The organism is Pseudomonas sp. SDO55104_S430 (assembly GCF_054070595.1).
This window is the reverse complement of the sequence record NZ_JBSVXG010000003.1, coordinates 56,832-79,297: the sequence shown is the minus strand read 5'-3', so window position 1 is coordinate 79,297 and position 22,466 is coordinate 56,832. Positions and strand designations below refer to the sequence as shown.

General features: G+C 57.8%; 18 protein-coding genes. 10 read left to right on the top strand and 8 right to left on the bottom strand.

Features of this window, described 5'->3' with window-relative positions; translation table 11 throughout:
* The first annotated feature begins 40 nt into the window (after positions 1-40).
* From ACW9JE_RS01235 to pelG, 7 genes are read left to right on the top strand one after another with little or no spacing between them, the layout of a single operon-like run.
* Complete coding sequence (locus ACW9JE_RS01235; protein ID WP_224537812.1) at positions 41-2,854, top strand: bifunctional glycoside hydrolase 114/ polysaccharide deacetylase family protein; 2,814 nt, start codon at positions 41-43, stop codon at positions 2,852-2,854.
* Positions 2,832-6,455 (top strand): tetratricopeptide repeat protein, encoded by a 3,624-nt coding sequence (locus ACW9JE_RS01230; protein ID WP_457431582.1) that lies wholly within the window; start codon positions 2,832-2,834, stop codon positions 6,453-6,455. The genes ACW9JE_RS01235 and ACW9JE_RS01230 overlap by 23 nt, the downstream gene beginning before the upstream one ends.
* Before the next feature lie 28 nt (positions 6,456-6,483).
* Positions 6,484-7,002 carry a penicillin-binding protein activator LpoB gene (locus tag ACW9JE_RS01225; RefSeq protein ID WP_224537815.1) on the top strand — a complete coding sequence of 173 codons (519 nt, stop codon included), beginning with the start codon at positions 6,484-6,486 and terminating at the stop codon, positions 7,000-7,002.
* 5 nt (positions 7,003-7,007) lie between these two features.
* Positions 7,008-8,372: a PelD GGDEF domain-containing protein gene (locus ACW9JE_RS01220; RefSeq protein WP_457431581.1), complete on the top strand. Its 1,365-nt coding sequence runs from the start codon at positions 7,008-7,010 to the stop codon at positions 8,370-8,372.
* Positions 8,350-9,339, top strand: a complete 990-nt coding sequence (locus ACW9JE_RS01215; protein ID WP_224537819.1) for a HEAT repeat domain-containing protein — start codon at positions 8,350-8,352, stop codon at positions 9,337-9,339. Before ACW9JE_RS01220 ends, ACW9JE_RS01215 begins: the two co-directional genes overlap by 23 nt.
* On the top strand, positions 9,336-10,850 hold the full coding sequence (pelF, locus tag ACW9JE_RS01210; RefSeq protein WP_457431580.1) for a GT4 family glycosyltransferase PelF: 1,515 nt from the start codon (positions 9,336-9,338) through the stop codon (positions 10,848-10,850). The genes ACW9JE_RS01215 and pelF overlap by 4 nt, the downstream gene beginning before the upstream one ends.
* A complete protein-coding gene (gene pelG, locus ACW9JE_RS01205) occupies positions 10,851-12,221 on the top strand; it encodes an exopolysaccharide Pel transporter PelG (protein ID WP_224537822.1) in 1,371 nt (456 codons plus the stop codon).
* 126 nt (positions 12,222-12,347) lie between these two features.
* On the opposite strand, the gene ACW9JE_RS01200 is transcribed toward pelG, so the two are convergent.
* Positions 12,348-12,725, bottom strand: coding sequence for a winged helix-turn-helix transcriptional regulator (locus ACW9JE_RS01200; RefSeq protein ID WP_224537824.1), 378 nt, complete (start codon positions 12,723-12,725; stop codon positions 12,348-12,350).
* 90 nt (positions 12,726-12,815) lie between these two features.
* Between ACW9JE_RS01200 and ACW9JE_RS01195 the strand changes: the two genes are divergently transcribed.
* Positions 12,816-13,949, top strand: coding sequence for an alkene reductase (locus ACW9JE_RS01195; protein WP_457431579.1), 1,134 nt, complete (start codon positions 12,816-12,818; stop codon positions 13,947-13,949).
* Between the two features lie 75 nt (positions 13,950-14,024).
* Here ACW9JE_RS01195 and ACW9JE_RS01190 read toward each other — a convergent pair whose 3' ends face one another.
* The 6 genes from ACW9JE_RS01190 to ACW9JE_RS01165 form a co-directional block, all read right to left on the bottom strand.
* Positions 14,025-14,360: a DUF3077 domain-containing protein gene (locus ACW9JE_RS01190; RefSeq protein ID WP_457431578.1), complete on the bottom strand. Its 336-nt coding sequence runs from the start codon at positions 14,358-14,360 to the stop codon at positions 14,025-14,027.
* Between the two features lie 328 nt (positions 14,361-14,688).
* A complete protein-coding gene (locus tag ACW9JE_RS01185) occupies positions 14,689-14,925 on the bottom strand; it encodes a YkgJ family cysteine cluster protein (RefSeq protein WP_457431577.1) in 237 nt (78 codons plus the stop codon).
* Positions 14,926-14,957: 32 nt separating this feature from the next.
* Positions 14,958-16,580: a hypothetical protein gene (locus tag ACW9JE_RS01180; protein ID WP_457431576.1), complete on the bottom strand. Its 1,623-nt coding sequence runs from the start codon at positions 16,578-16,580 to the stop codon at positions 14,958-14,960.
* Between the two features lie 66 nt (positions 16,581-16,646).
* Entirely contained in the window at positions 16,647-17,747 is a 1,101-nt protein-coding gene (locus ACW9JE_RS01175; protein ID WP_457431575.1) for a hypothetical protein, read from the bottom strand.
* A gap of 26 nt (positions 17,748-17,773) precedes the next feature.
* Positions 17,774-18,811 carry a helix-turn-helix transcriptional regulator gene (locus tag ACW9JE_RS01170; RefSeq protein ID WP_457431574.1) on the bottom strand — a complete coding sequence of 346 codons (1,038 nt, stop codon included), beginning with the start codon at positions 18,809-18,811 and terminating at the stop codon, positions 17,774-17,776.
* 321 nt (positions 18,812-19,132) lie between these two features.
* Positions 19,133-19,342 (bottom strand): hypothetical protein, encoded by a 210-nt coding sequence (locus ACW9JE_RS01165; protein WP_457431573.1) that lies wholly within the window; start codon positions 19,340-19,342, stop codon positions 19,133-19,135.
* Positions 19,343-20,091: 749 nt separating this feature from the next.
* Between ACW9JE_RS01165 and ACW9JE_RS01160 the strand changes: the two genes are divergently transcribed.
* Positions 20,092-20,877 (top strand): dCTP deaminase domain-containing protein, encoded by a 786-nt coding sequence (locus tag ACW9JE_RS01160; RefSeq protein WP_457431572.1) that lies wholly within the window; start codon positions 20,092-20,094, stop codon positions 20,875-20,877.
* A gap of 17 nt (positions 20,878-20,894) precedes the next feature.
* A complete protein-coding gene (locus tag ACW9JE_RS01155; RefSeq protein WP_457431571.1) occupies positions 20,895-21,851 on the top strand; it encodes a thymidylate synthase in 957 nt (318 codons plus the stop codon).
* Positions 21,852-21,978: 127 nt separating this feature from the next.
* Here ACW9JE_RS01155 and ACW9JE_RS01150 read toward each other — a convergent pair whose 3' ends face one another.
* Positions 21,979-22,431 carry a very short patch repair endonuclease gene (locus ACW9JE_RS01150; protein WP_457431570.1) on the bottom strand — a complete coding sequence of 151 codons (453 nt, stop codon included), beginning with the start codon at positions 22,429-22,431 and terminating at the stop codon, positions 21,979-21,981.
* Positions 22,432-22,466: the final 35 nt, after the last annotated feature.

Sequence of the window (22,466 nt, the reverse complement as noted above, 5' to 3'; positions counted from 1 at the left end):
GGGTGCAGTGTTATTGGTTCATACAATTCAAGAGTGAGTTATGGAATTCGTTTTTCGCAGGACGCGTGTCCGCTCGGTCGCCAAACGACTGTTAGCCGCTCTGGCTTTGTGCGTGAGTGGCCCTGCCGTACAGGCAGCTGCACTCCCGTCACCCTCCAGCGTTACCTTCTGGTATGCGGATGAGCCGCCATTGGCTGAATTGGCGCAATTCGAATGGGCCGTCGTGGAACCTGGGCACATGACCCCGGCTGACGTCAAAAGCCTGCGCAAGATGGGCAGTGAGCCGTTCGCTTACCTGTCCGTGGGCGAGTTCGACGGCTCCAAGGCCGAGATCACTAAAGCCGGCCTGACCAAGGCCGTTTCCCCGATGCGCAATGACTCGTGGAACAGCCAGGTCATGGACCTGACGGCTCCGGCCTGGCGTGAACACTTGCTCGGCCGTGCCAAGCAATTGCAAGCCCAGGGTTATGGCGGTCTGTTTCTCGATACCCTCGACAGCTTCACTCTGCTGCCCAAGGCATCGCAGGAAGCCCAACGTGCCGGCCTTGCCAGTTTCCTGCGTGAACTGCACAAGCAGCAGCCAAAACTGAAACTGTTCTTCAACCGCGGCTTTGAGGTATTGCCCGAGCTTGACGGTGTAGCGGCAGCTGTAGGATTCGAGTCGCTTTACGCCGGTTGGGATCCGGCCGCCAAGCGCTATCGTCCAGTGCCGGAAGCCGATCGCCAATGGCTGCTGGGTCAGTTGCAACCGTTGCGTGCCAAAGGCATTCCGCTGGTGGCTATCGATTACCTGCCACCGGAGCGTCGTGAAGAAGCGCGCAAGCTGGCCAAGCGTCTGCGTGATGAAGGCTTCATTCCTTTCATCAGCACCCCTGACCTGAATTCGATGGGCGTCAGCAACATCGAAGTCCAGCCGCGTCGTGTGGCCCTGGTTTACGACCCGCGTGAAGGTGAGCTGGCCGATAACGCCGGTCATACCTATCTCGGCGGTCTGCTCGAATACCTGGGATATCGCGTCGACTACATTCCGGCCAACAGCTCCATGCCGCAATATGCTTTCAGCGGCCTGTATGCCGGGGTCATCACCTGGATGACCAGCGGCTCGCCGCAGGACGCGGCGGCTTTCAATCGCTTCATCGTTGCGCGACTGGATGAGCACGTACCCGTGGTCTTCTTTTCCGGGCTGCCTATTGAAGACCGGGTTCTGCTCAAACGCATGGGCCTGACCCGGGAAGCGCCGCCGGGTACGCAAACCCTGACCATCACTCATCAAGACAAAGCGCTGGTTGGCGCTTTTGAAGCACCGGTGCAGCCCCGATCCCGCGACCTGACCGCGGTTTCGGTATTGCCCAAGGGGCCGACATCGGCGCTGTCGCTGAAAAATGCGGCGGGCGAAACCTACGATCCGGTCGTCATTGGCGATTGGGGCGGACTGGCATTGGCGCCTTACCTTCTTGAAGTGAACAATGAGCGCAGTCGCTGGATTCTCGACCCTTTCGCTTTCCTCAAGGCCAGCCTGCGTCTGCCTGAGCAACCAAGCCCGGACGTCACCACCGAAAACGGCCGTCGCATCGCGACCGTGCACATCGATGGCGATGGTTTTCCATCCCGTGCCGAAGTGCGTGGCACTCCCTACGCTGGTCGTCACACGCTGGACGACTACATCAAGCCCAACCCTTTCCTGACGTCGGTATCGATCATCGAAGGCGAGATTTCGCCGCGCGGCAAGTTCCCGCACCTGGCGCGTGAACTTGAGCCCATCGCTCGCGAGATTTTTGCAAACCCCAAGGTTGAAGTGGCCACCCACACCTTCAGCCACCCGTTTTTCATGCAGCCGGAAAAGACCAAGAAACGCGAAAATTTCAAGCCTGAATACGGCATGAACATGGTCATTCCGGGCTACGACAAAATCGACTTCTATCGCGAGGTGGTCGGCTCGCGCGACTACATCAACCAGCAGCTCACCACCCCGGAAAAGCCGGTGAAGATGGTGTTCTGGCCGGGTGACGCCCTGCCTGGGGCATCGACCCTGAAGATTGCCTACGATGCGGGACTGAAAAACGTCAACGGCGCCGAAACGATGATGACCAAGGCCGATCCGTCGTTGACCGGTCTGAACCCGTTGCTGCGCCCCACTGAAGGCGGCTTGCAGTACTACGCGCCGATCATCAACGAGAACCTCTACACCAACCTGTGGCACGGCCCGTACTACGGCTTCCGCGAGTTGATCGAAACCTTCGAGCTGACCGACAGCCCACGCCGCCTGCGCGGCCTGCATCTTTACTACCACTTCTACTCGAGCACCAAACAAGCCTCGATCAAGGCCATGCACGATATCTACAGCTTCATGCGCGAGCAGAAGCCGATCTCGTTGTGGATGAGTGATTACATCGACCGGATGCACGGCCTGTATCAGGCCAGCATTGCAAGAACCGCCGATGGCAGCTGGCAGATTCGCGGCATGGACGCACTGCGTACCGTGCGTCTGGACCCGCAGATGGGCTGGCCGGATCTGCTGCGCTCGCAAGGCGTTGCCGGTGTTCGCGATATTCCGCAAGGCCGCTATGTGGCCCTGAGCAGCGACCGTGCGTTGCTGGTCCTGCGTCCGGATCGGGACACCCGACCGGCGCTGGAGGACGCCAATCTGCCGTTGCTGGACTGGAAGTATCTGGATGATCAACGCGTGAGTTTTTCGTTTGCCGGGCAGTTCGATCTGACCTTCTCGGTACGCTCGGCAAGCGCTTGCCGGGTTGAAGTGGATGGGCAGCGTTTCGCAGGCAAGTCGTCTGCCGGGCTGTGGACTTTTCAATTACCAATGAAGCAGGTGAGTAATGGTCAACTCCTCTGCAACTAAAAACAGTCGTCTGCTCAATCCATGGGCTCTGGCGGTGGTCGCGGTTGCCGTGGGAGGTCTGCTGTGGGCGACCTTCCAGCGTGAAGAAGTATTCCAGCCCGATGGTCGTGAACCGGACGCTGTCTCGGCCAACTATGCCGAACTGCTGTTGGCGGCTCACCCGGACGATGATCACCTGCGCATGCAGTTGATCGATTTGCTGATCCGCCTGGGCGAGTACGAAAAGGCACGGCGGCATCTCGAGGCCTGGCCCAAGCCGACGGCGGATATGCAGGCTTTTTATCGTCTGCAGATTGACGCACTGGTTGCCGAAACCAGCAACGATCTGATTGCGCAACAGGCATTGGTCGAGCGGTTCAAAACCTTCGATCATCGCAAGTTGCCAACGCCGCAATTGCAGACCCTGGCCAAGCTCGCGCTGGAGTTGCAGGCCCCGGCGTTCGCCGCCGGCGTCTACGAAGAAATTGCCGATCGCGAACCGAAGCTGCGCACCGAATCGCTGAAGTCCGCCGCCCATTGGTTCATGGCAGGCGAGCAGCCGGGCCGTGCAGCGGACATTTACCAGCAGCTCAAAAGAGAAGCCAAGGACGCCCCCGAGCGTCGCGAGTTCTCGAAACTGGCTTTCGACAGCCTGTTGTCTGCCGGTCGCGGTGACCAGGCTGCGCAAGTGCTGGCTGATGAATTGCCACAGTTGACCAATCCTCAGACCGATGTTGCCTGGCTGGAACAAGGCGTCGATGTCGCGGTCGCGAACAAGCGCTTTGATCTGGCGCAGCGAGTGCTCGCGCAGTGGCTGGCTCTGCAACCGGAAAACCCGCAAATTCCGTTGAAAGCTTTCCATGTTCGCCTGGCCATCGGCGACCTTGCAGGCGCCTGGGAAACCGGTCAGCAATTGGTCATCGATCACCCTGAAGATCAGGCTTTGCTCGAGCAGATGGCACGTCTGGGTGAATGGCTTGGCGATAACGAAGCGGCGCTGACCTACTGGATCAGCCTGCTGCGTCTGCGCGAAGACCCGAAGCTGCGCGAGCACGCGTGGCGTCTGGCGAGTCAGCAGTTTGACTTTGATCGTTCGATTCCTCTGCTCGAAGAAATCATGGATCAGCGCGCGCTGACCGACATCGAAATCGACGCGCTGAACTACGGCCACGAATCGCGCGGCACGCCGCAAGAAGCCGAAGCCTGGTTCCACAAATACCTGCGCAAGTACCCGTCGCATCGCCTGGCGTGGACGCGTCTGTTGCAGAACCTGGAAAACACCGGGCAGTTCGAGGCCAAGGCCAAGGTCTATGAGAGCTATGCCAAGCGCTTCAAGCTCAATACCACCGAGCAGGTCGACTGGGCCAACACCTACTTCAAGCTGTTCGATAACGAGTCCGCCTGGAAGGTGGTGCAGGACGATGATCCGACCATCGAGGACGAGAATTACTGGCACACCCGCGCATCCCTGGCCTGGGATCTGGAGCGCGATGAGGATTTGCGGGTTTCCCTGGAAAAACTGCTCTCGATCAATGGCAAGTTGACCAGTGGCGACGAGAGCCAGCTGATCGCGATGTATCGCACTCGCGACCCGAAACGCGCCTTGGCGCTGACAATCGGCAGCTGGGAACGCACCCGGGATCCGCAGCGTCTGGTCGAAGCCTTGCAGCAAGCCCAGGAGCAGGACGACTGGACGTTGGTGGTGTCGTTGCTCAAGGACGCCGAGCAATATCCGGACGCCTATGACCAGGCCCAGGTGTTGGCGATGCGTGGTGCGTTGGCGGCCAAGCAGGGCAATGCCGAAGAGGCCGAGCGTTTGTATCAGGAAGGTCTGGCCCGCTACCCGAATGACAACCTGTTCCGTGAGCAACTGGTGTGGTTCTACGTCGATCAGGCCAACACCGCGAAACTCAAGCCGCTGATGACCCAATGGCGCGAAGTTGCGCGTCAGGACCGCTTGATGTGGCTGCCGTTCGCCAGCGCCAGCCAGCTGCTGGGGCGCGATGCTGAAGCACTCGCCTGGTATCGCATGTACCTCAAGACCAGTCCGAACGACTGGCTGGTGCGAGCGGCCTACGCCGATGCGCTGGAAAGCGCCGGATATGAAGACGCCGCCCAGCGCTTGCGCCTGAAACTGTTGCGCAGCCCGGAAGGCGAGGACATCAAGCCGTCGTCGCAGCGCTACGCGGTCTGGCTGCGTCTGATGACCAGCAGCTATTCGCCGAAGAAGGCTCAGCAGGAATTGCTGAAGTGGAAGGACGGCTCGCCGGCCATGCTTCAGTTGTGGTTCCAGCGCCTGCTGGCTCGCCTGGATGCCACCAATTCCGAATCGCAAAAGGATGAATGGCTGGCGTGGGCACGTAGCCAGGGCTTGAAGGTCGAGCGCTACGAGCAGATTCAGGAAGCTCTGCGCAGCCGTAACAAGTCGCAGGTCGAAGCCCTGTTGGCCAGCAGCGATCTGAACCCGGCGCAACGGGCTCAGGCGCTCAACCGTCTTGGTCGCTTGAACGAAGCGCTCGATACCAGTCTTTCGGCATTGGGTGACGATCAGCCTGAAGCGGTACGCGAACAACTGCGCCGTCAGGCTGTAGAGATCCACGAGCGTACGCCGCAGGGCGCGCAAATATCGTGGCAGGATCAGAACTTCGGCGGTGTCGAGTTCAAGGGGCCTCGTCTGGAGATTGCACACAACCTGGGCGATAAGCTGTACGCCGATCTTCAGGTCGAGCAGGGTGACTACAGCGGCGATGACATCAGGTCCTCGGAAATCGGCACAGAGCGCAATGCCGCACTGACCCTGCAGCACGGGGTCGAGAACGGCAGCTACAAACTGTTCCTCGACACCAGCCAGCGCAGCGACGACGACCGCAATGGCATTGGCCTGTCCCGGACCTGGCAGCTGGGTGTGAGCGATGAACTGGAGGCAGGTCTGGACTGGCATCGCAAGAACGAAGACAGCGGCCTGATGCGCGCTTTCGGCCAGCAGGATCGTGCGTATCTGGGTGGCCGTCACAACCTGACCGCTCGCGATCAGTTCAGCTGGGAAATTGCCCAGCGCCAGTTCTCCACTCGGGCCGGCGACGATCTGGGCGACGGTCATGCGCTGAAAATGGAGCTCAACCACATCCTGGAATTCGCAGGCCCCAACTGGTCCGTGCGCAGCGGTGTCGACTATCAGAAAAACAAGGTCAAGGACCGCACGCTCAATTACTTGTCCAGCAACTTTGGCGGCCCGGTCATCTCCGCGGCACCACCGGAACCGTTCGTTGACGAAGATGGTGTCGTCGAGCCGATCGACCCGGCGGACATCCCGACCGTGCAAGCCAGTGACCTGTTGCAAAGCCGCTACGGCCAGCTGTATTTCGGCAGCACTTGGCGTCGTGGCTTGCCTGGGGATCTGGTTCGTACCCATCCGCAATACACCTGGCTGGTGGATTTGACGGCGGGCTGGCAATGGACGGATCAAACCTTCAACTACGGCATCAATACCGGGATCGGTTTTGAAGTGCTGGGTGATGACGAACTGGCCCTGACCTTCGGCTACCAATCCGCGCCACAAGGCGGGGACGGCAAGTCCGGTGGAACAATGGGTGTGAGCTACGGCGTGCGCTTCGGACGCTGATCAAAGAATTTTTACGGGAGAACGACGTATGCAAACAATTCGTAATCTGAGCCTGGCACTGACCGTCCTGTTTGTTGCCGGTTGTGCAAGCTTCACCGATGAAGCAAGCCCGAACCTGCCACGCAACGCGCAATGGGGCGTGGTGCCGATGGTCAACTATTCGCAAACCCCGCAAGCGGGTGAGCGCAGCGAGCAGATCCTGATCAGCGTACTCAGCAGCCACGGTCTTAAACCTCGGGTTTACCCGGCCAGCACTCAGGGCGAGCAGGCGTTGATGGACGACAACGAGCGTCTGAACGGCGCTCTCGACTGGGCTCGTCAACAGAAGCTCGACTACGTGGTTTCCGGCAGCGTTGAAGAGTGGCAATACAAGAACGGTCTGGACGGTGAGCCAGCGGTAGGCATCAGCCTGCGCGTACTCGATGCCAGCAACGGCCAGGTTCTGTGGAGCAAGAGCGGCGCACGTGCCGGCTGGTCCCGTGAAAGCCTGGCGGGCACCGCGCAGACCGTGCTCGACAAACTTGTTGGCGCCCTTCGGTTCGAGTGATCGCGATGAATTCTCCACACATGGATTACAGCCTGGCGCCTCGCGCCAGCGGCCCGGTGTCTTGGCTGGAAACGCTTTTGGTGACCGGCCTGGCCATCATCCTCGGCCTGTGGTTGACCCCGGAAGACCCGTTGCAGATGCACGGTGGTTTCCCTTGGCCGATTCTGGCGCCGCTGCTGTTGGGTGTACGTTATGGTTTTGTTCGCGGCCTGTTCAGCGGCGCGATTCTGGTGCTGGCGGTGTTCGTACTGCGCTACACCGGTCATGCCGGTTACACGGAACTCGAACCGTCGTGGATCGTAGGCATGCTGGTCTGCGGGATGCTGGTCGGCGAGGTTCGCGATCTGTGGGAACGACGCCTTGAGCGCCTGCAGATGGCCAACGACTACCGTCAGTATCGTCTCGATGAATTCACCCGTTCGCACCAGATTCTGCGGGTCTCCCACGATTTGCTGGAGCAGCGTGTGGCGGGCAGTGATCAGAGTCTGCGCAGCTCGTTGCTGGGCTTGCGCGAGAAACTGCGGGTGATGCCGGACGAAAACGATGCACTGGCTGCATTGGCTGACCCGATCACCGCAGTACTGGGCCAGTACGGTTCCCTGCGAGTGGCCGGCCTCTATCGCGTGGACGCGGACGGTGCGCGGGTGCTGCCCGCGCCACTGGCGACCATTGGCGTCATGGGTTCTCTGGACGTCGACGACGGTCTGGTCAAGCTGTGCATCGAGCGTGGCGAACTGGTGAGTGTGCGCCAGGAACTGCTCGAAGCCGGCAACGTGGGGAAATTCTCCTCGCTTCAAGCCTGCATTCCGTTGATCGATGCCGAAGGTCGTCTGCTGGCGGTACTGGCTGTGCGGCAGATGCCGTTCTTCGCCTTCCAGGAACGTACCTTGAGCCTGCTGGCGTTGCTGGCCGGGCACATCGCCGACCTGCTGCAGCGCGACACCAAGGTTCTGCACCTGCAGGATTCCGAGGCGCAGCATTTCACGCTGCAACTCAAACGCTCGGTGGTCGACGTCGAGAAACACAAGTTGTCGGCCGGCCTGTTCGCCTTCGAAATGACTCGCCCCAATGAAGAACTGACACGCTTGCTCGAACGCAGTCAGCGCGGTCTGGACTTGCACTTGCCGCTGCGTAACAACCGTGACCATCAACTGTTGCTGGTGCTGCTGCCGTTGACCAGCCCGCAGGGCACCGAAGGTTACCTGGCGCGGATCAACCTGATGCTGCACGAGCACTTCGGTATTGAAAGCAGCATGGACAGTCTGGGTGTGCGCGTCATGCCCTTCAATCTGGAGCCTGGTGAACCCAACGGGCTGCGTAACTTCCTGTTCAACGAGTGTGGACTGAATGATCAGCAAGTGGCTGTTTAGCGGAGCCCTGTTGTTAGAGGCGGGCAGTTGGACCACCTTGTGGTCTGACTTGCCCGATGCGCACCAGTTGTGGGTCTTCACCCTTAGCCATGGTCTGGCCTGCGTGATGCTGTGTGCGGCGGTCTGGTTGCTGCTGCCGGAGCGTTACCGTAAGCCGCTGCCGTGGAGTCCGCTGTTCATTTTCAGCCTGGCGTTCTTCGTGCCGGTTCTGGGGACCGTGGGTGTAGTCGCGGCGATCTTCCCGGCGCTGTACCTGCCGCGTAAACGCGACAAGCAGGCGTGGCAAGCGGTCGGCATTCCGGACCTGCCTTATCGGGCGCAACTGCAAACCCGCTCGCCGATCTTCGCCGATGGCGGTTTGCAGGACGTGTTGCGTCATGCGCCGGATCCGGACCAGCGCCTGGCCGCATTGCTCGCGACAAAGCGCATGCCCGGCAAGGAAGCGGTGCCGATCCTCAAACTGGCCCTGGGCGACCCGAGCGATGACGTACGGCTGCTGGCGTACTCGATGCTCGACAAGCAGGAAAGCGACATCAACCTGCGGATCCAGATTGCCCTCGGTCAACTGCAAGGCGCCAGCACCAAGGCTGCCGGCAAATTGCACGGCACCCTGGCGCGCTGGTACTGGGAGCTGGCCTATCTGGGTCTGGCGCAGGGCAGCGTTCTCGAGCACGTACTCAATCAGGCCAACGAACATGCCGAAGAAGGTTTGAAGGCAGGCGAGGGCGGTGAGCTGTTTCTGCTGGCCGGGCGTATTGCCCTGGAGCGCGGCGATGTCGAACGCGCCGAGGTGCTGCTGACCAAGGCCCAGGAAGATGGCATGGGCGAGGCGCAGATTCTGCCGTTCCACGCCGAGCTTGCCTTCGAATCCGGTCAATACCATGAAATTCCGGGGTTGCTTGCCAGCCTTCCCGAAAAAACCCGTCAGCGACCTCCCTTCGCTGATCTGGTGAGGAGCTGGACATGAGTCAAAAGCAAGAGGCGCCGATGGCCGACATCTGCCTGCTGCTCGAAGGCACTTGGCCCTACGTGCGCGGCGGTGTGTCGAGCTGGATTCACCAGATGATCCTGGGCCTGCCGGAATTGACCTTCTCGGTGATGTTCATCGGCGGGCAACGCGTGGCCTATGGCGAGCGTCGCTATGAAGTGCCGTCGAACGTGCTGCATATCGAAGAAGTCTTTCTCGAGGATGCAACCCATTCGACCGATAGTCAGGGCACGCCACGGGAAGCCGATCTGCAGCAACAGCAGGACCTGTATCGCTTCCTGCATCACCCGGACGCGCCGGAGCCGGCCCTGGGTGAAAGAATGCTCGACTGCATCGCTCAAGGCCGCATGACCCTGGACGACGTGCTGCGCAGCCGCGCCAGTTGGGAAGCGTTGAGCGAAGGCTATCGCCTGCATTGCGCGGACCCTTCGTTCATCAACTATTTCTGGACCCTGCGCTCGATGCAGTCGCCGATGCTGATGCTCGCCGAAGCGTCGCGCAAGATGCCTCGGGCGCGGGTGCTGCACTCGATTTCCACCGGTTACGCGGGCCTTCTGGGCTGCATCCTCAAGCAACGCTGGGGCTGCACCTACCTGCTGAGCGAACACGGGATCTACACCAAGGAGCGCAAGATCGACCTGGCCCAGGCCAGCTGGATCGCCGAGAGCTCAGGCGAGGCGCTGAACCGCAGCCTCGACTCCGGCTCCGGTTATATCCGTACCTTATGGGTGCGCTTCTTCGAACGTATCGGCCAACTGACTTACAACAGCGCCGACAGCATCATTTCGCTGTATGACGGTAACCGTCAGCGGCAGATCAAGGACGGCGCCGATCCGGTTCGCACCCGGGTCATTCCCAACGGCATCAACCTGCCGCAGTGGACCGCGGCGCTTGAATCCCGCAAACCGGGGATTGCACCGGTGGTGGGGCTGATTGGGCGGGTGGTGCCGATCAAGGACGTGAAAACCTTCCTGCGGGCCATGCGCGGCGTGATCAGCGCCATGCCCGATGCCGAAGGCTGGATCGTCGGTCCGGAAGAGGAAGACCCGGAATACGTCAGCGAATGCCGCAGCCTGATGGCCAGCCTGGGGCTGGAGGGCAAGGTGCACTTCCTTGGCTTCCAGCGCATCCAGGAAATCCTGCCGCAACTGGGGCTGATGGTGTTGACCTCGATCAGCGAGGCGCAGCCGCTGGTGATTCTCGAAGCCTGGGCCGCCGGTACGCCGGTGGTCAGCAGTGACGTGGGCTCGTGCCGCGAGCTCATTGAAGGCGGCAGCGCCGAGGACCGCGATCTGGGCCTGGCCGGCAAGGTCGTGGCAATCGCCGATCCGCAAGCCACCAGCACCGCCATCCTCGAACTGCTGCGTAACCCGCAACGCTGGGAAGCCGCTCAGGCCAGCGGCCTGCAACGGGTCACCCGTTACTACACCGAAGCCTTGATGCTGCAGCGTTACCGCGATTTGTATCAAGCCGCCATGGAGAACAGTTAAATGGCCGGGATTGGCTTCGAACTCCGCAAGATCCTGTCGCGCGATTCCTACACCGCGACCTTGCACGCTTATGTGTATGCCGGACTGATCAGTTCCGGTCCCTGGGTGCTGTCGATCATCAGCGTGATGCTGGTGGGTATCATCAGTCTGGGGCTGGTAATCCCCAATACGCTGGTGGGGCAGTTCCTGGTGACGGTGACCTACCTGATGGCCTCCTCGCTGATCCTCACGGGCGGGCTGCAACTGTTCTTCACCCGCTTCGTTTCCGACCGCCTGTTCGAGCACAAGTACGAGCAGATCCTGCCCAACCTGTTGGGCGTGCTGCTGATGGTCACCATCGGCGCTGGCGTGTTGGGTATCGTCATCCTGAGCACGCTGTTCGATCAGTCGCTGATCTATAGATTGCTGGTGCTGGCGAACTTCGTGGTGCTGTGCAACCTGTGGATGGTGATCATCTTCCTGTCGGGGATGAAGGCCTATAACCGCATTCTGCTGACCATGCTGGTGGGCTACACGCTGATGGTAATCAGCGCCTGGCAGCTGGCATTCCTGCAGATCCCGGGCCTGCTGCTGGCATTGCTGATCGGGCACAGCTCGCTGCTGTTCCTGTTTCTCTACGACATCCTGCGCGAGTACCGCGCCGAGAAGTTGATCTCCTTCGACTTCCTCCAGCGCCGCCAGGTGTTCATGAGCCTGCTGGTGACCGGCTTCTTCTACAACTTCGGCATCTGGATCGACAAGTTCCTGTTCTGGTTCAACCCCGGCACTTCGAACATCGTCATCGGTCCGCTGCGTGCATCGATCCTGTACGACCTGCCGATCTTCCTCGCGTACCTGGCGATCATCCCCGGCATGGCCGTGTTCCTGGTGCGCATCGAGACCGATTTTGCCGAGTGGTACGACCGTCTGTTCCGGGCGATCCGAGAAGGTGAAACTCTGCAGCACATCAACTCGCTGAAAACCGAGATGACGCTGTCGATCCGTCAGGGCCTTCTGGAAATCTGCAAGGTGCAGGGGCTGACCGTGGTGCTGTTGTACCTGTTCGCTCCACGTCTGCTGGAGTGGCTGGGGATCTCCAGTTACTACCTGCCGCTGTTCTACATCGACCTGATCGGTGTGAGCATCCAGGTGGTGTTCATGGCGCTGCTCAACGTGTTCTTCTACCTGGACAAGCGCAAAGTGGTGCTGGAGTTGTGCGTGCTGTTTGCGGTGCTGAACGCCACCCTGACGCTACTCAGCATGCACCTGGGCCCGAGCTTCTTCGGCTATGGCTTCACTTTGTCGCTGCTGATCTGCGTACTGTTGGGGCTGCACAGGTTGTCCACGGCGCTGGAAGATCTGGAATACGACACCTTCATGCTGTCGCGCTGAGGCACACGCCGAACCTGTAGGAGCGAGCATGCTCGCGATGGACGTCAACGATAACGCTGGAAATCTGATTCCCCGCGTTGTTCTGTCGTGCATCGCGAGCATGCTCGCTCCTACAGGGTTAGGGCGTTAGTTACTGCGATCCCGAACGACGGCTTCGCAGGGCAGCAGCCGGTGAACCTCGTCCAGCTCAGTGGCGTGATGGGTTCCCCATTCAATCAGCGACTCCAGAATCGGTCGCAAACTTTCCCCAAGCGGCGTGAGCAGGTATTCGATCCCTTGGCGATCTTTGGCGCTGGGCTGTCGACTGACCATCCCATGCTCCTCCAGCGCCCGCAGCTGCTCGATCAACACCTTCTGTGAAATGCCGGCAATTCGATTCTCCAGATCACAGGTGCGTTGCGGGCCATCCAGCAACAAATGGAGGATGACCGCTTTCCAGCGCCCGGAAAGCACGCCCAGTGCTCGCTCGATCGGCAAACCCGGCAGTCTATTGATCGTCTTCATGTGTAACCACTGACCAAACGGTGTGTAGAGGGAGAGGATTATCGAATCGTAGGCTGTGCTTCCGATCCATTCCGATCCGAGGGAAGCCCCATGATAGACCTGTTCGATTCCAAAGTACTCGGCGACACCGTCCTGCTGAAAAACCGCATTGTCATGGCGCCCATGACCCGCACACGCACCTCCGAGGGCGACGTGCCGAACGAGTTGATGGCCACCTACTACGGACAACGCGCCAGCGCCGGCCTGATCGTCGCCGAGGCCACTGACGTCGCACCGTCCAGCAACGGCTACGCCATGACCCCAGGCATCTACACACAGGCTCAACAACAGGGCTGGCGCCTGGTGACCGATGAGGTACACAAAAACGGCGGCAAAATATTCGTGCAACTGTGGCACGTCGGCCGCATGGCCCACCCGTCGCTCATGCCCAACGGCGAAGCGCCCTGGGGTGTCACCGAAGAAAAGGCCGACTCCCAAGTATTCGCCCACGGCCCCGATGGCAAGCTGGGCCATATCCCGGCAGGTCAGCCGCGACGCCTGAGAACCGATGAAGTGCTGGGGCTGGTCGGCACCTTCACCCAGGACAGCATCAACGCACGGAAGGCGGGATTCGACGGCGTCGAAATCCACGGCGCCAATGGCTACCTGTTCGAACAGTTCATGAACTCCGTGCTCAACACCCGAACCGATTGCTACGGCGGCGCGAGCGTCGAGAACCGTACGCGGTTTCTGCTGGAAGTGGTTGAAGCGGCGGTGCGTGAACTGGGGCCGGGGCGGGTGGGGGTTCGTCTGTCACCATTTGGCCGGTTCAACGGAATACCGGCGGATCCGCTGGCCGAGGAAACCTTGATGTACGTGGCCGAACAGTTGGGACGGCTGGGTGTGGCGTATCTGCACCTGGTTTATGAACTGATGCCTGAGGCGAACATGGAAGTGGCCGAGTTCAAGTCCAATCACCTTGATCATGAATTGCTGGCCCGGGTGAGAAAAATGTTTCCGGGGGCGATTATCTGGTGCGGCGGGTTTGTTGACCGGGAGGGCGCGCAAGAGGCGCTGGATAGCGGGTTGGTGGACTTGATCGGGTTTGGTAGGCCCTTTATCGGCAATCCGGATCTGGTGGCAAGGCTCAAGCATGGTTGGCCGCTGGTGGAGGCGGATCGGGCTACGTATTACACGCGGCGGGGGGAGGTGGGGTATACGGATTTTGCGGAGTACGCGGTGTAGGCGGCGTAGGGTTTGATTTTTTTCTGGCACAAAAAAGACGTCCGTGGACGTCTTTTTTGATGCTGCGTCCGATTTCTAGCCGTCGGTTTTCATCGGTGGCCATCTGCTGAGCACTTTCTGCACATCATCGACCACCGCTTTGCTCATCGACGCTAGATGATGTGCCGCCCATGCGTGGCGGTCGTTGCCTTTGGAGTAAGCGGCATCGATGGTCAATGACTTGACCAGGTAGAGCAAATCGGAAGCTTGTTCCAAGGCGTCGGCCAAGGGCACGCCGCGGTTTACTCGGAAGAGGGGTTCGTTGTTGCAGTAGTGGAAGGGGGTTAGGCCGATGGTGGTGAGGCATTCATCGGTGTCTTCGGTGGGGGAAGATGAATCGGTTTCCGGGGGGATGTGTGCTTGCTTGTGCATAGATGAAACTCCAAATCGCAAAAAAGGAGCAAGTCATCCGGGCTACCAAACCCGATCGCTACTTCGCAGCGACCGGAAAACGATAGAACCCGTCTGAAAAGCGCACAAGCCGGCGGATTCTCACGTACCCGTAGGCAAGGGCGCAAGGTGTTGTAGCTTTCAGGAAAGATTTGTGGGGGCGATTAAACGGCGGGGTTTAAACAGCGCCGTGGTTGGCCAGCAGGACATGGGCCTCGGGCGAGTGCGGTGCATATCTTGTTTTACGCAGCCCTCACAGAAATCTGTTTCTCCCACAGGTGGTGATCTCTTGTGAATGAGGCGGCCCAGGTCACTCCTGGGCCTGACGCTGCAGCAGTTTGCAGACCTCCACATTCACCTCTACAAACGCTTCCCAGCTGAACCGCTGCGCATAGTGCATCTGGTACTGCCGGTCGACCCGGCAGATATCCGGCCGGGTCTCGTAGATCAGGCAGCGCTTGTCGGCATCACAGTAATGCCTACAAGCCCCATCCCCCCGATCCAGGTACTGTGTCTGCTCGGCCAGATGCACATTCCGGCAACACAACCCACACTGCGTGCAGGGAAACGCCGGTAGCGTCATACCAGCGAGGCCAACCAGTTTCGCGTGCTGGCGGCGTTGCCCATTTCGAATGGCAACTCGATGCCGCGGGCTTCCACCGCCTGCTGCAATACGGCGCTGCGCTGGATTTCATCGTTACAGGCCTCGAGTTCCAGAGTAAAGGCTTGCAGCTCGTCCACGTCCAGGTTGAACTCCAGTTTGCTCAGCTCGAGCAGATACCGGTCCAGCTCAGCATTGATGGCTTGGAACTGGCGGATCGTGATGGCATGTGGCGTCAGCGATTCGATGAACGCCCAGAGCTTGCGTGCCATCGCGCTGTGCAGCAAAAAGTAGTTGAGTCCCAGTGTCACCAGACCCGTCACCAGTGCGCCGGCAAAGGCTGCCAACTCGCTGCCGAACGGGAAGCTGAGGAACGGAACCAGCTGGGTGTAAGCCATCGTGCCAACCACCGTGGCAGCTCCTACGGACAGCAACGAAGTCACGGCCTGGCACTGTTCGACGAAGCTCAGCTGGTCAGGGTTGAAAACCATCACTTTGATGGCCTTGACCAGTTGCCCCCAAAGTTCACGAATGATCTTGATCGCCATCGCCTGGGTGGTGGCGAAGATGTTGAACACAGTGGTGGTTAGGCTTCCGAGCACGCCGGCAAACACGCCATCCTTGAACGCTACCAGGAAATCGTTGAAACGCGCCTGCACCCGCTTCCAGATACCCTTGAGCGACTTGTTGATGCTGTCGACGAAGGCATCCAGACTGAAAGAGTTCTTGAGCTTGTCCAGTAGGGCCGGCAGTTGCTCGCGCAGTTCGAACCACACTTCCGCCATCACCAGCCCGAGCATCTGCCGAGTACCCATGGTCAAGCCTGCCGAGCCGGCAGCATGGGCAGTCTGATGGAGGAATTTGCTGCTGGTGTAATAGGCCTTGTTGATCTGCTGATCGTAAGGGGCCCGTGCCTCGGCATCTCGCTTGAGCATGGCATCGGGGTCTACTGCCTTGAGTTCCTTGATCTTGCTTTCTGTCTTGCGAATCCTATCTTCCAGCGCACGGGCTTCGTGTTGTTGCTGAGGTGTTTCGCGAGGCATTTTCGTCAGGCGCGCGCGATCGCTGTCCAACGCCTTTTCATGGTTGGAAATCAGACCTGGAAGTTTTTGCAGGTACTCGCCAATAGGAGTTTGCTTCTTCGACTTGTTGACCGTTTCGTGCGTGGTCTGCAAGTTTGAAGTCTGATTCGCCAGCTTCACGCCATCCAGCCCGGCCATTACCCGGCCGGCGTCGTCATGGATCTCCTTGGCGCTGATCACGTGGTCCAGGTTGCGCTGTTCATGCGCGCTCATCACCGTGTTGCGGTAAGGGTCCTTCAGCGTGCCGGCCGCCTGGCTGGCCTTGTCTCTCTGGCCAGTGGCGATGTAATTCGCATGTTGGTGGTAAGGCGTGGAGTCGTAATCGCCACGCTGCTCGAAACGCTGCTTCTCGGCGTCGGTCGCCCATACGCCGTTGCGCACGTTGTGAATGGTGTTCACCTCACCGCCCTGCTTGTCCTTGAACAGCAGAAAGTCCAGGCCAAAGCTGGTTGTGAGGCTGGTGATTACGGTTTTTTCGAGCTCTTCGGCCCAAGGGAAGTCTTGCGCTGCGGCGTGCATAAAGGCATCCATGACGAACGAATGATGGCGAAGCGAAGGCGGGGCCTTTCGGCCCCGCACAGGGCATCAGGCGGGCTCGATGCCTTGCGCCTTGGAGTTGGTTTCGCTGATCTGCTCGTCCAACTTGGTGCTGTTGAGAATCATCGAGCCGTCGGCATCGGTAGCCATGACAGGGACGTCGTTCTTGTCCTTGACCACATTGCCGTTCACTTCCTTGACCTTGAACAGCGGCGTGGTGATCAGATCGACCAGGATGGCGGCTAGGGCATAACCGTTGTTGATCGCGCGCAGGATGGTGTCGCTCATGCTGGCCATTTCAGCGTGCGGGTCGAGTTTGCGGGAGCGGAGGTCTTCGATACGGCGGGCCGCGTACTTGAGATGTTCGAAGTACTTGTCGAACTGTCCATACACGGACTTCAACACATCATTGATGTCGAAGGCGTAGTCTTCTGCCTTGCTTAGCTGCTGCCGGGCTTTCTGCAGTTTGGTGATCGCACTGTCCACTTCGCGATCAGCCTTGTGGGCGTTCTTCAGTGCTTCATCACCATGGCTGTCGTAAGCCCAGCCCGCGATAGCCAGTACCGGGCCTGCCACAGCGGCGCCCAGGATTGCAGTACCGCCAGCCATGCCCAGACCGCCTGTGGCGAGCGAGCCGCCGCCGATTGCAGCCAGCGTTGCGTTGGTCGCAGCCACCCCGGCCAGCGAGGAGATGGCCGTGCCGGTGGAGGCCGCGCCCAGCGCCATGACGCCGCCATATACCGCAAACCCGGCTGCCGCGCCGGCAATGCCTGCTCCTGCGGTGGCACCCAGCACGCCAACAGCGGTATAGCTGTAGCTCGCGATGCTCTGCAGCTTATGCTTCGGAATATTGATCTTCAGCTTGTCCTGGCGGTCTGCGTTGAGCTTGTCCAGCAAGTCGTTGGCGAGGGTTTTGAACTCGTCGAACTTCTTGCCGATCTCGAGTTCTTCCCGGCCGAGCGCCTCAAGTGCCGCGTTAGTGGCTTTTTCCTGCACGTCGAACGCTTCTTTTTTGTCGGCATAACGCGATTTGGCAGCGTTGACGATGTCATCGGCTTCCGAGTGCTTCTGGTAGCCGTCGTAGCCTTTCTTGGCACCGTAGGCAGCACTGACCAACGCGGCAGCACCGAGGATGAGGGGAAGTGGCATGGCAATGTCCTTTTGATTGTTGAAGGTCAGGCTGGTTGCAGTTGCGGAGTTGCGTTGGTGTTCTGGTACAGCGCCTGCATCGAATTCAGTCGCTCGCGCACTTCGTCCACCCACACCTGGGGCGCATGCAAACGAATGTTTTCATTCAGGGCGAAGATCCACCACAGCGTTTCGCGATCAAGCGGTACGGTGGCGTGCAGGCGGTGCCAGCCCTGCTCGGAAACGCCGCTCAGAGTCTGCTGCTGGCTCAGCGGTGTTTCGTTGAGCAGGGCAGCGATCTGCGGGCGTACATCTGCGATCAGTTCGACTTGGGCCTCGGCCTCTCGATAGCTGAAAACGCCGCTGGCGATGTAGGCATCCACGTCGAAGCTTTCGTGTTCTTGACCGGACTCTTCGAGCACGCTTACTTCGGTGATCCGGTGCAGAGCGAATTGGCGCAGGTCGCTGTAGCCATTCACAGAGGCCAGCAGGTAGCTCACTGCATGGCGCGACACCAAACCAGCCGGATGCAGGCGAAAACGCTTGAGTTCACCCTTGCTGCGGCTGTGGTAGACCACTTCCAACTGCTTGCGCTCCAGCAGCCCGGCCGACACCTGGGCCCAGGTGTGTGCGCTGACTTGTGCCGGGAGCAGGGTCTTGCCGTTGGGCAGTGAGCGAACCCGCTTTGCCCAGTCGGCCAGGCCGTTGCCACCCAAGCCATTGAGGAAGTTGCGGGCCCGGCGAAACTGCGGGCCCAGTTGGTCCAGAACGCTTTGCGGCAGGATCGGGCTCAAGTGACTTTCTGAGAGGAACAGCGCGAGTGCGGTGGGCGCGTCCATGTCTTCCAGCTTGAGTGGCGCCTCGCGGGTGAAGCTCCAGCGGAAGGGAGTTTCGCTGTCGTCACACTGCAGGGAGAACGGGATCGATAACCGGCTCAAGTCACGCTGGATCGAGCGCAAGGTGACCGAGAAGCCTCTATCACGGAGCTTTTCGAGCAGGGTCGGGGTTGCAATACGCTGAGGTTCGGTGGGTATTAGGCGTAGTAATGCAAACAGCCTGAGCAGCGTATCCTTCGCTTGGGACATGTTAACTTCCTGGTCTTATGTCTCTACTGAGCGCCAGCACAATGGCGTCAAGTTGGCGTGAATCCTACTCAATCAAATGGCTTTGTGCCATCAATTGTTCGGGAAATGTTAACGGGAATTTCGCTTTGTTTCAGTCTGCGGCAGACCGCCGCGCTTCCCGTTCGCGCTTCATTTCGCTGTATTCGCGGTAGAACTCGTAGCCCTTGGTCAGCACTACGAAGAGGCCGATGGTGGCGAGCAGATTTTTCATTCCTGGGCTCTCTTGAATATTTGGGTCATTGTCCGGACTGGCGCGACAACCTGTGTCGCGCTGGCGAATGTTCAGCCGTGGAGCGTCAGGAATTCTTCCAGCCGTGTTTTGAGCACTTCCTTGGGGGTGGCCGTGCGTCGGTGAGGCGAAGGGGTGTTGCAGGTGGGACAGTGGCAGAACCAGTCGCGGTTCAGCACCAGCACGTCACTGCTTGGGAGGAAGGTCTTCTTCCAGGAGCAGTACTCGCAGACGAGGGTAAAGGGCGGGGGGGCGATTGGCATGGCTGCACCTAATAATTACCAAGTGCAGTCAGAATGGCAGTGGGGGGCGACAGTCTACGTCGTGCCTGCTGAGGTCCTTCGCAAAGGTCCTGTGCGTGCCAGGGAAAGCGCTACAAGCCCTTGATGTACTGAATTCCAGGCACAAAAAAAGACGTCCAAGGACGTCTATCTTGATGTTTGGTGGGCCGGGGTAGTCTGAATTGATCGTGTAGGTTATTGATTTAATTTGATAATATCTTGCTGTATTTTTTGCTGGAATACTGATAGGAATACCGTATCGACAAAAACGAGCACCGCCCAGATTTCAATCAGGATTCACATGTAGCGACATGTTGAATCATCCCATGGAGCAAATTCGCCTCCTGTCTTCTGACTGGCTTACACCAGTCATAAAGCCATATCTAACGGTCTGACCATGATCAGGTAACGATGGCGTCGACACCACATCAATCCGGTTGTGCCCGAGCTCACAGCTTATGATCCCGTACCGTAATCCTCGGCAGCCCTCAAGATATACCCACCTCATAATTCATCAAATGTACTAGGCGGTTACCATCCAATAAAACCATTTTGTGAAATTAATTGGTGGGTGTTTTTGACGTGGGCGAGCGGCCGTGAAGGGTATTATTAATCCATGATGATTGCCTCGGTAGGCGCTTCACGACGACTAATAGCAATGCCGCCGTCAGTCTTTTCCCTCGTGTCGAGGTTTTACCCTATAATTTAAATTTTTTTGAGGTAGAAGATCAATGATTTTAAGTGAAAAAACTATACAGCAAAGAGGGTTTATTGAAGGTGCTACTCCAAAGCAGTTCCGTCATGGGAGTTATGATCTAACTATTCACCGTTTGGTGACCGCAGAGGGGGAGTTAAAGGACGAGTTCGTGCTACCGCCGCAAGGTATGGTGAAAGTTGTATCGTCTGAGATTATTCGCTTGCCCACTGATGTGATGGGTTATGTTTTCGTTAAAACCCAGCTTTGTAATGAAGGTGTACTTGCGTTGAATATCGGGATTGTTGATCCGGGGTTCGCAGGCCCCTTGCAAAGTGTTTTGATTAATTTCGGGAAAGGGGCTGTCCGCTTGAAGGCGGGGAGTGTGTTTAGTCGTATATCATTTCAAGCAATTGATCTTCCGCAGCAGGGGTATGCGACAAGTGAAGTAAAGTCGCATGAAGACGTTATTGATATGGTGAAGAAGCATACTGATTTATATATGGCTTCTACGTTTTTAGATGTGGAAGGTGCAACCTCAAAAGCTGCAGAGGCTGCCTTTACAAAGTATAAAAAATCTTTGATAACTTGGATTCCAATTGTTGCTCTTGCATTAGGGTTTATGACTTTTGGTCTGAATTTTGGAAATATGTGGCTGCTGCAGAGCTATTTGAAGCCGCAGGATCAGGTTCGCACGGAATTGCTTGCGGCAGACATTCAGTTAAGGATGAAAAAGCTGGAAGAGGAAAACGAAACTTTGAGGAAGTCCATTGCTCCGGTTGTTTCTGGCTCGAAAAATAGCGTCAGTGCTAAGCAAAGATAATGATGAGAGGGGGTGGCATGCTTACGCAAACTATTTTTGAGTCTTTGGATGATGCATATAGGGTGGTTTTAAGCTCTCTATTAGATGAGGGGCAAACTACGGACCCTAGATCTATTCCAACGGCAGAGCTGATTGCAGCATCTTTTACTATTCTTGATCCTCGTCGAAGATATATAAGTAATCCTGAGCGTCGATGGAGCTTGGCATATGCTTTGGCCGAATATAGCTGGCACGCTAGAGGTTCGAACTCACTTGAGGAAATTGCTTGGTATGCCCCGGCCTGGCGTCATTTTACCTCGGGGGATACCGTAATCGGCAGTGCTTACGGTTCATCCATATTTAAGGCTTATGGCGATTTCTTAAGCCAATGGGATACTGTTATAAATCTGCTCAGGCATGATCCTTCAAGTCGCCGTGCCGTGCTTTATCTCGGCGGCTACGATCCGTCGGTTTCTGATAATAAGAGAGATATCGCTTGCTCGCTTTCACTGCAGCTAATCTTGCGAGCTGGTAAGTTGGAGGCGATATGTTATATGCGCAGCAACGATGCGATGATAGGGCTGCCATACGACGTGTTTTTGTTCACAATGATTCAGGAAATGGCAGCCTTAACGCTTGGTTGTGAGCTTGGCGCCTATCATCATTTTGTAGGCTCTCTACATTTGTATGAAACTCATCGTGAATGGGCTTCCCGAATACTATCCTCGGATTTAACTGAAAAGGCTCCCATGCCAATCATGAGCGATCTCGATGGTCTACAGGCGTTTCAAAATGCCGAATCGTTGAGCCGAAAATCCATTAATTTAAGTAATGAAAATTTTGATGGGGTTTCGTCTTATTGGCGGGATTTGATGAATTTAATTGTTGCTTGTAATCGCGAGAAAGTATCGGGTCTGTCTGACGGCTTTGATGTTGGTGCTAATTTAAATCCTGTGCTTTTAAATTTGTATGGTCTGCGAAAACGTGGCAATTGATGGGCTCTGGGAGAGGCTGCTAGAGGCGTGAGATTTTTATGTTAGTGGCGTGGGGGTATATATTCTAGCTCTATTTGTTGTTTTGGATATGGCAAGTTATTGTGTTGGGTGACGGATATTTAGACTGCTATCTAGGTTGTGTTGAGGGCGTGTAATCGTTTGGGTTTTTAATCAATTTAGCTATGTGTTCAGCAGTGGATTTTGTTTTTGTTAATGATGATAGGTTGCACTCCCATGCCACGAAGACGCGCCAACCCAGCGATTCTAGTTCCTGTACTACTTTGATATCTCTCGCGACATTGTTCTGGAACTTATTCAGCCAGAAATCTGTGTTGCTTTTCGGAGTGGTAGCGATGCTGCACCCGGGGTGCCGATGCCAGAAGCATCCATGGACAAATACAATTGCCTTGTATCGAGGGAATACAATGTCCGGTTTGCCTGGCAAACCGGAATCGTGTAGACGATAGCGCATACCAAGTCTATGGAGCGCTTTACGGAGTCTTACTTCTGGACGGGTATGCTTCCCTTTGATACGGGACATTCTTTCCGATCGCTCTGCGGGAGTGAGAAAGTCGGTCATGAATGTCCCCTCGTGTAGGGCTGAAAAGTCGAACT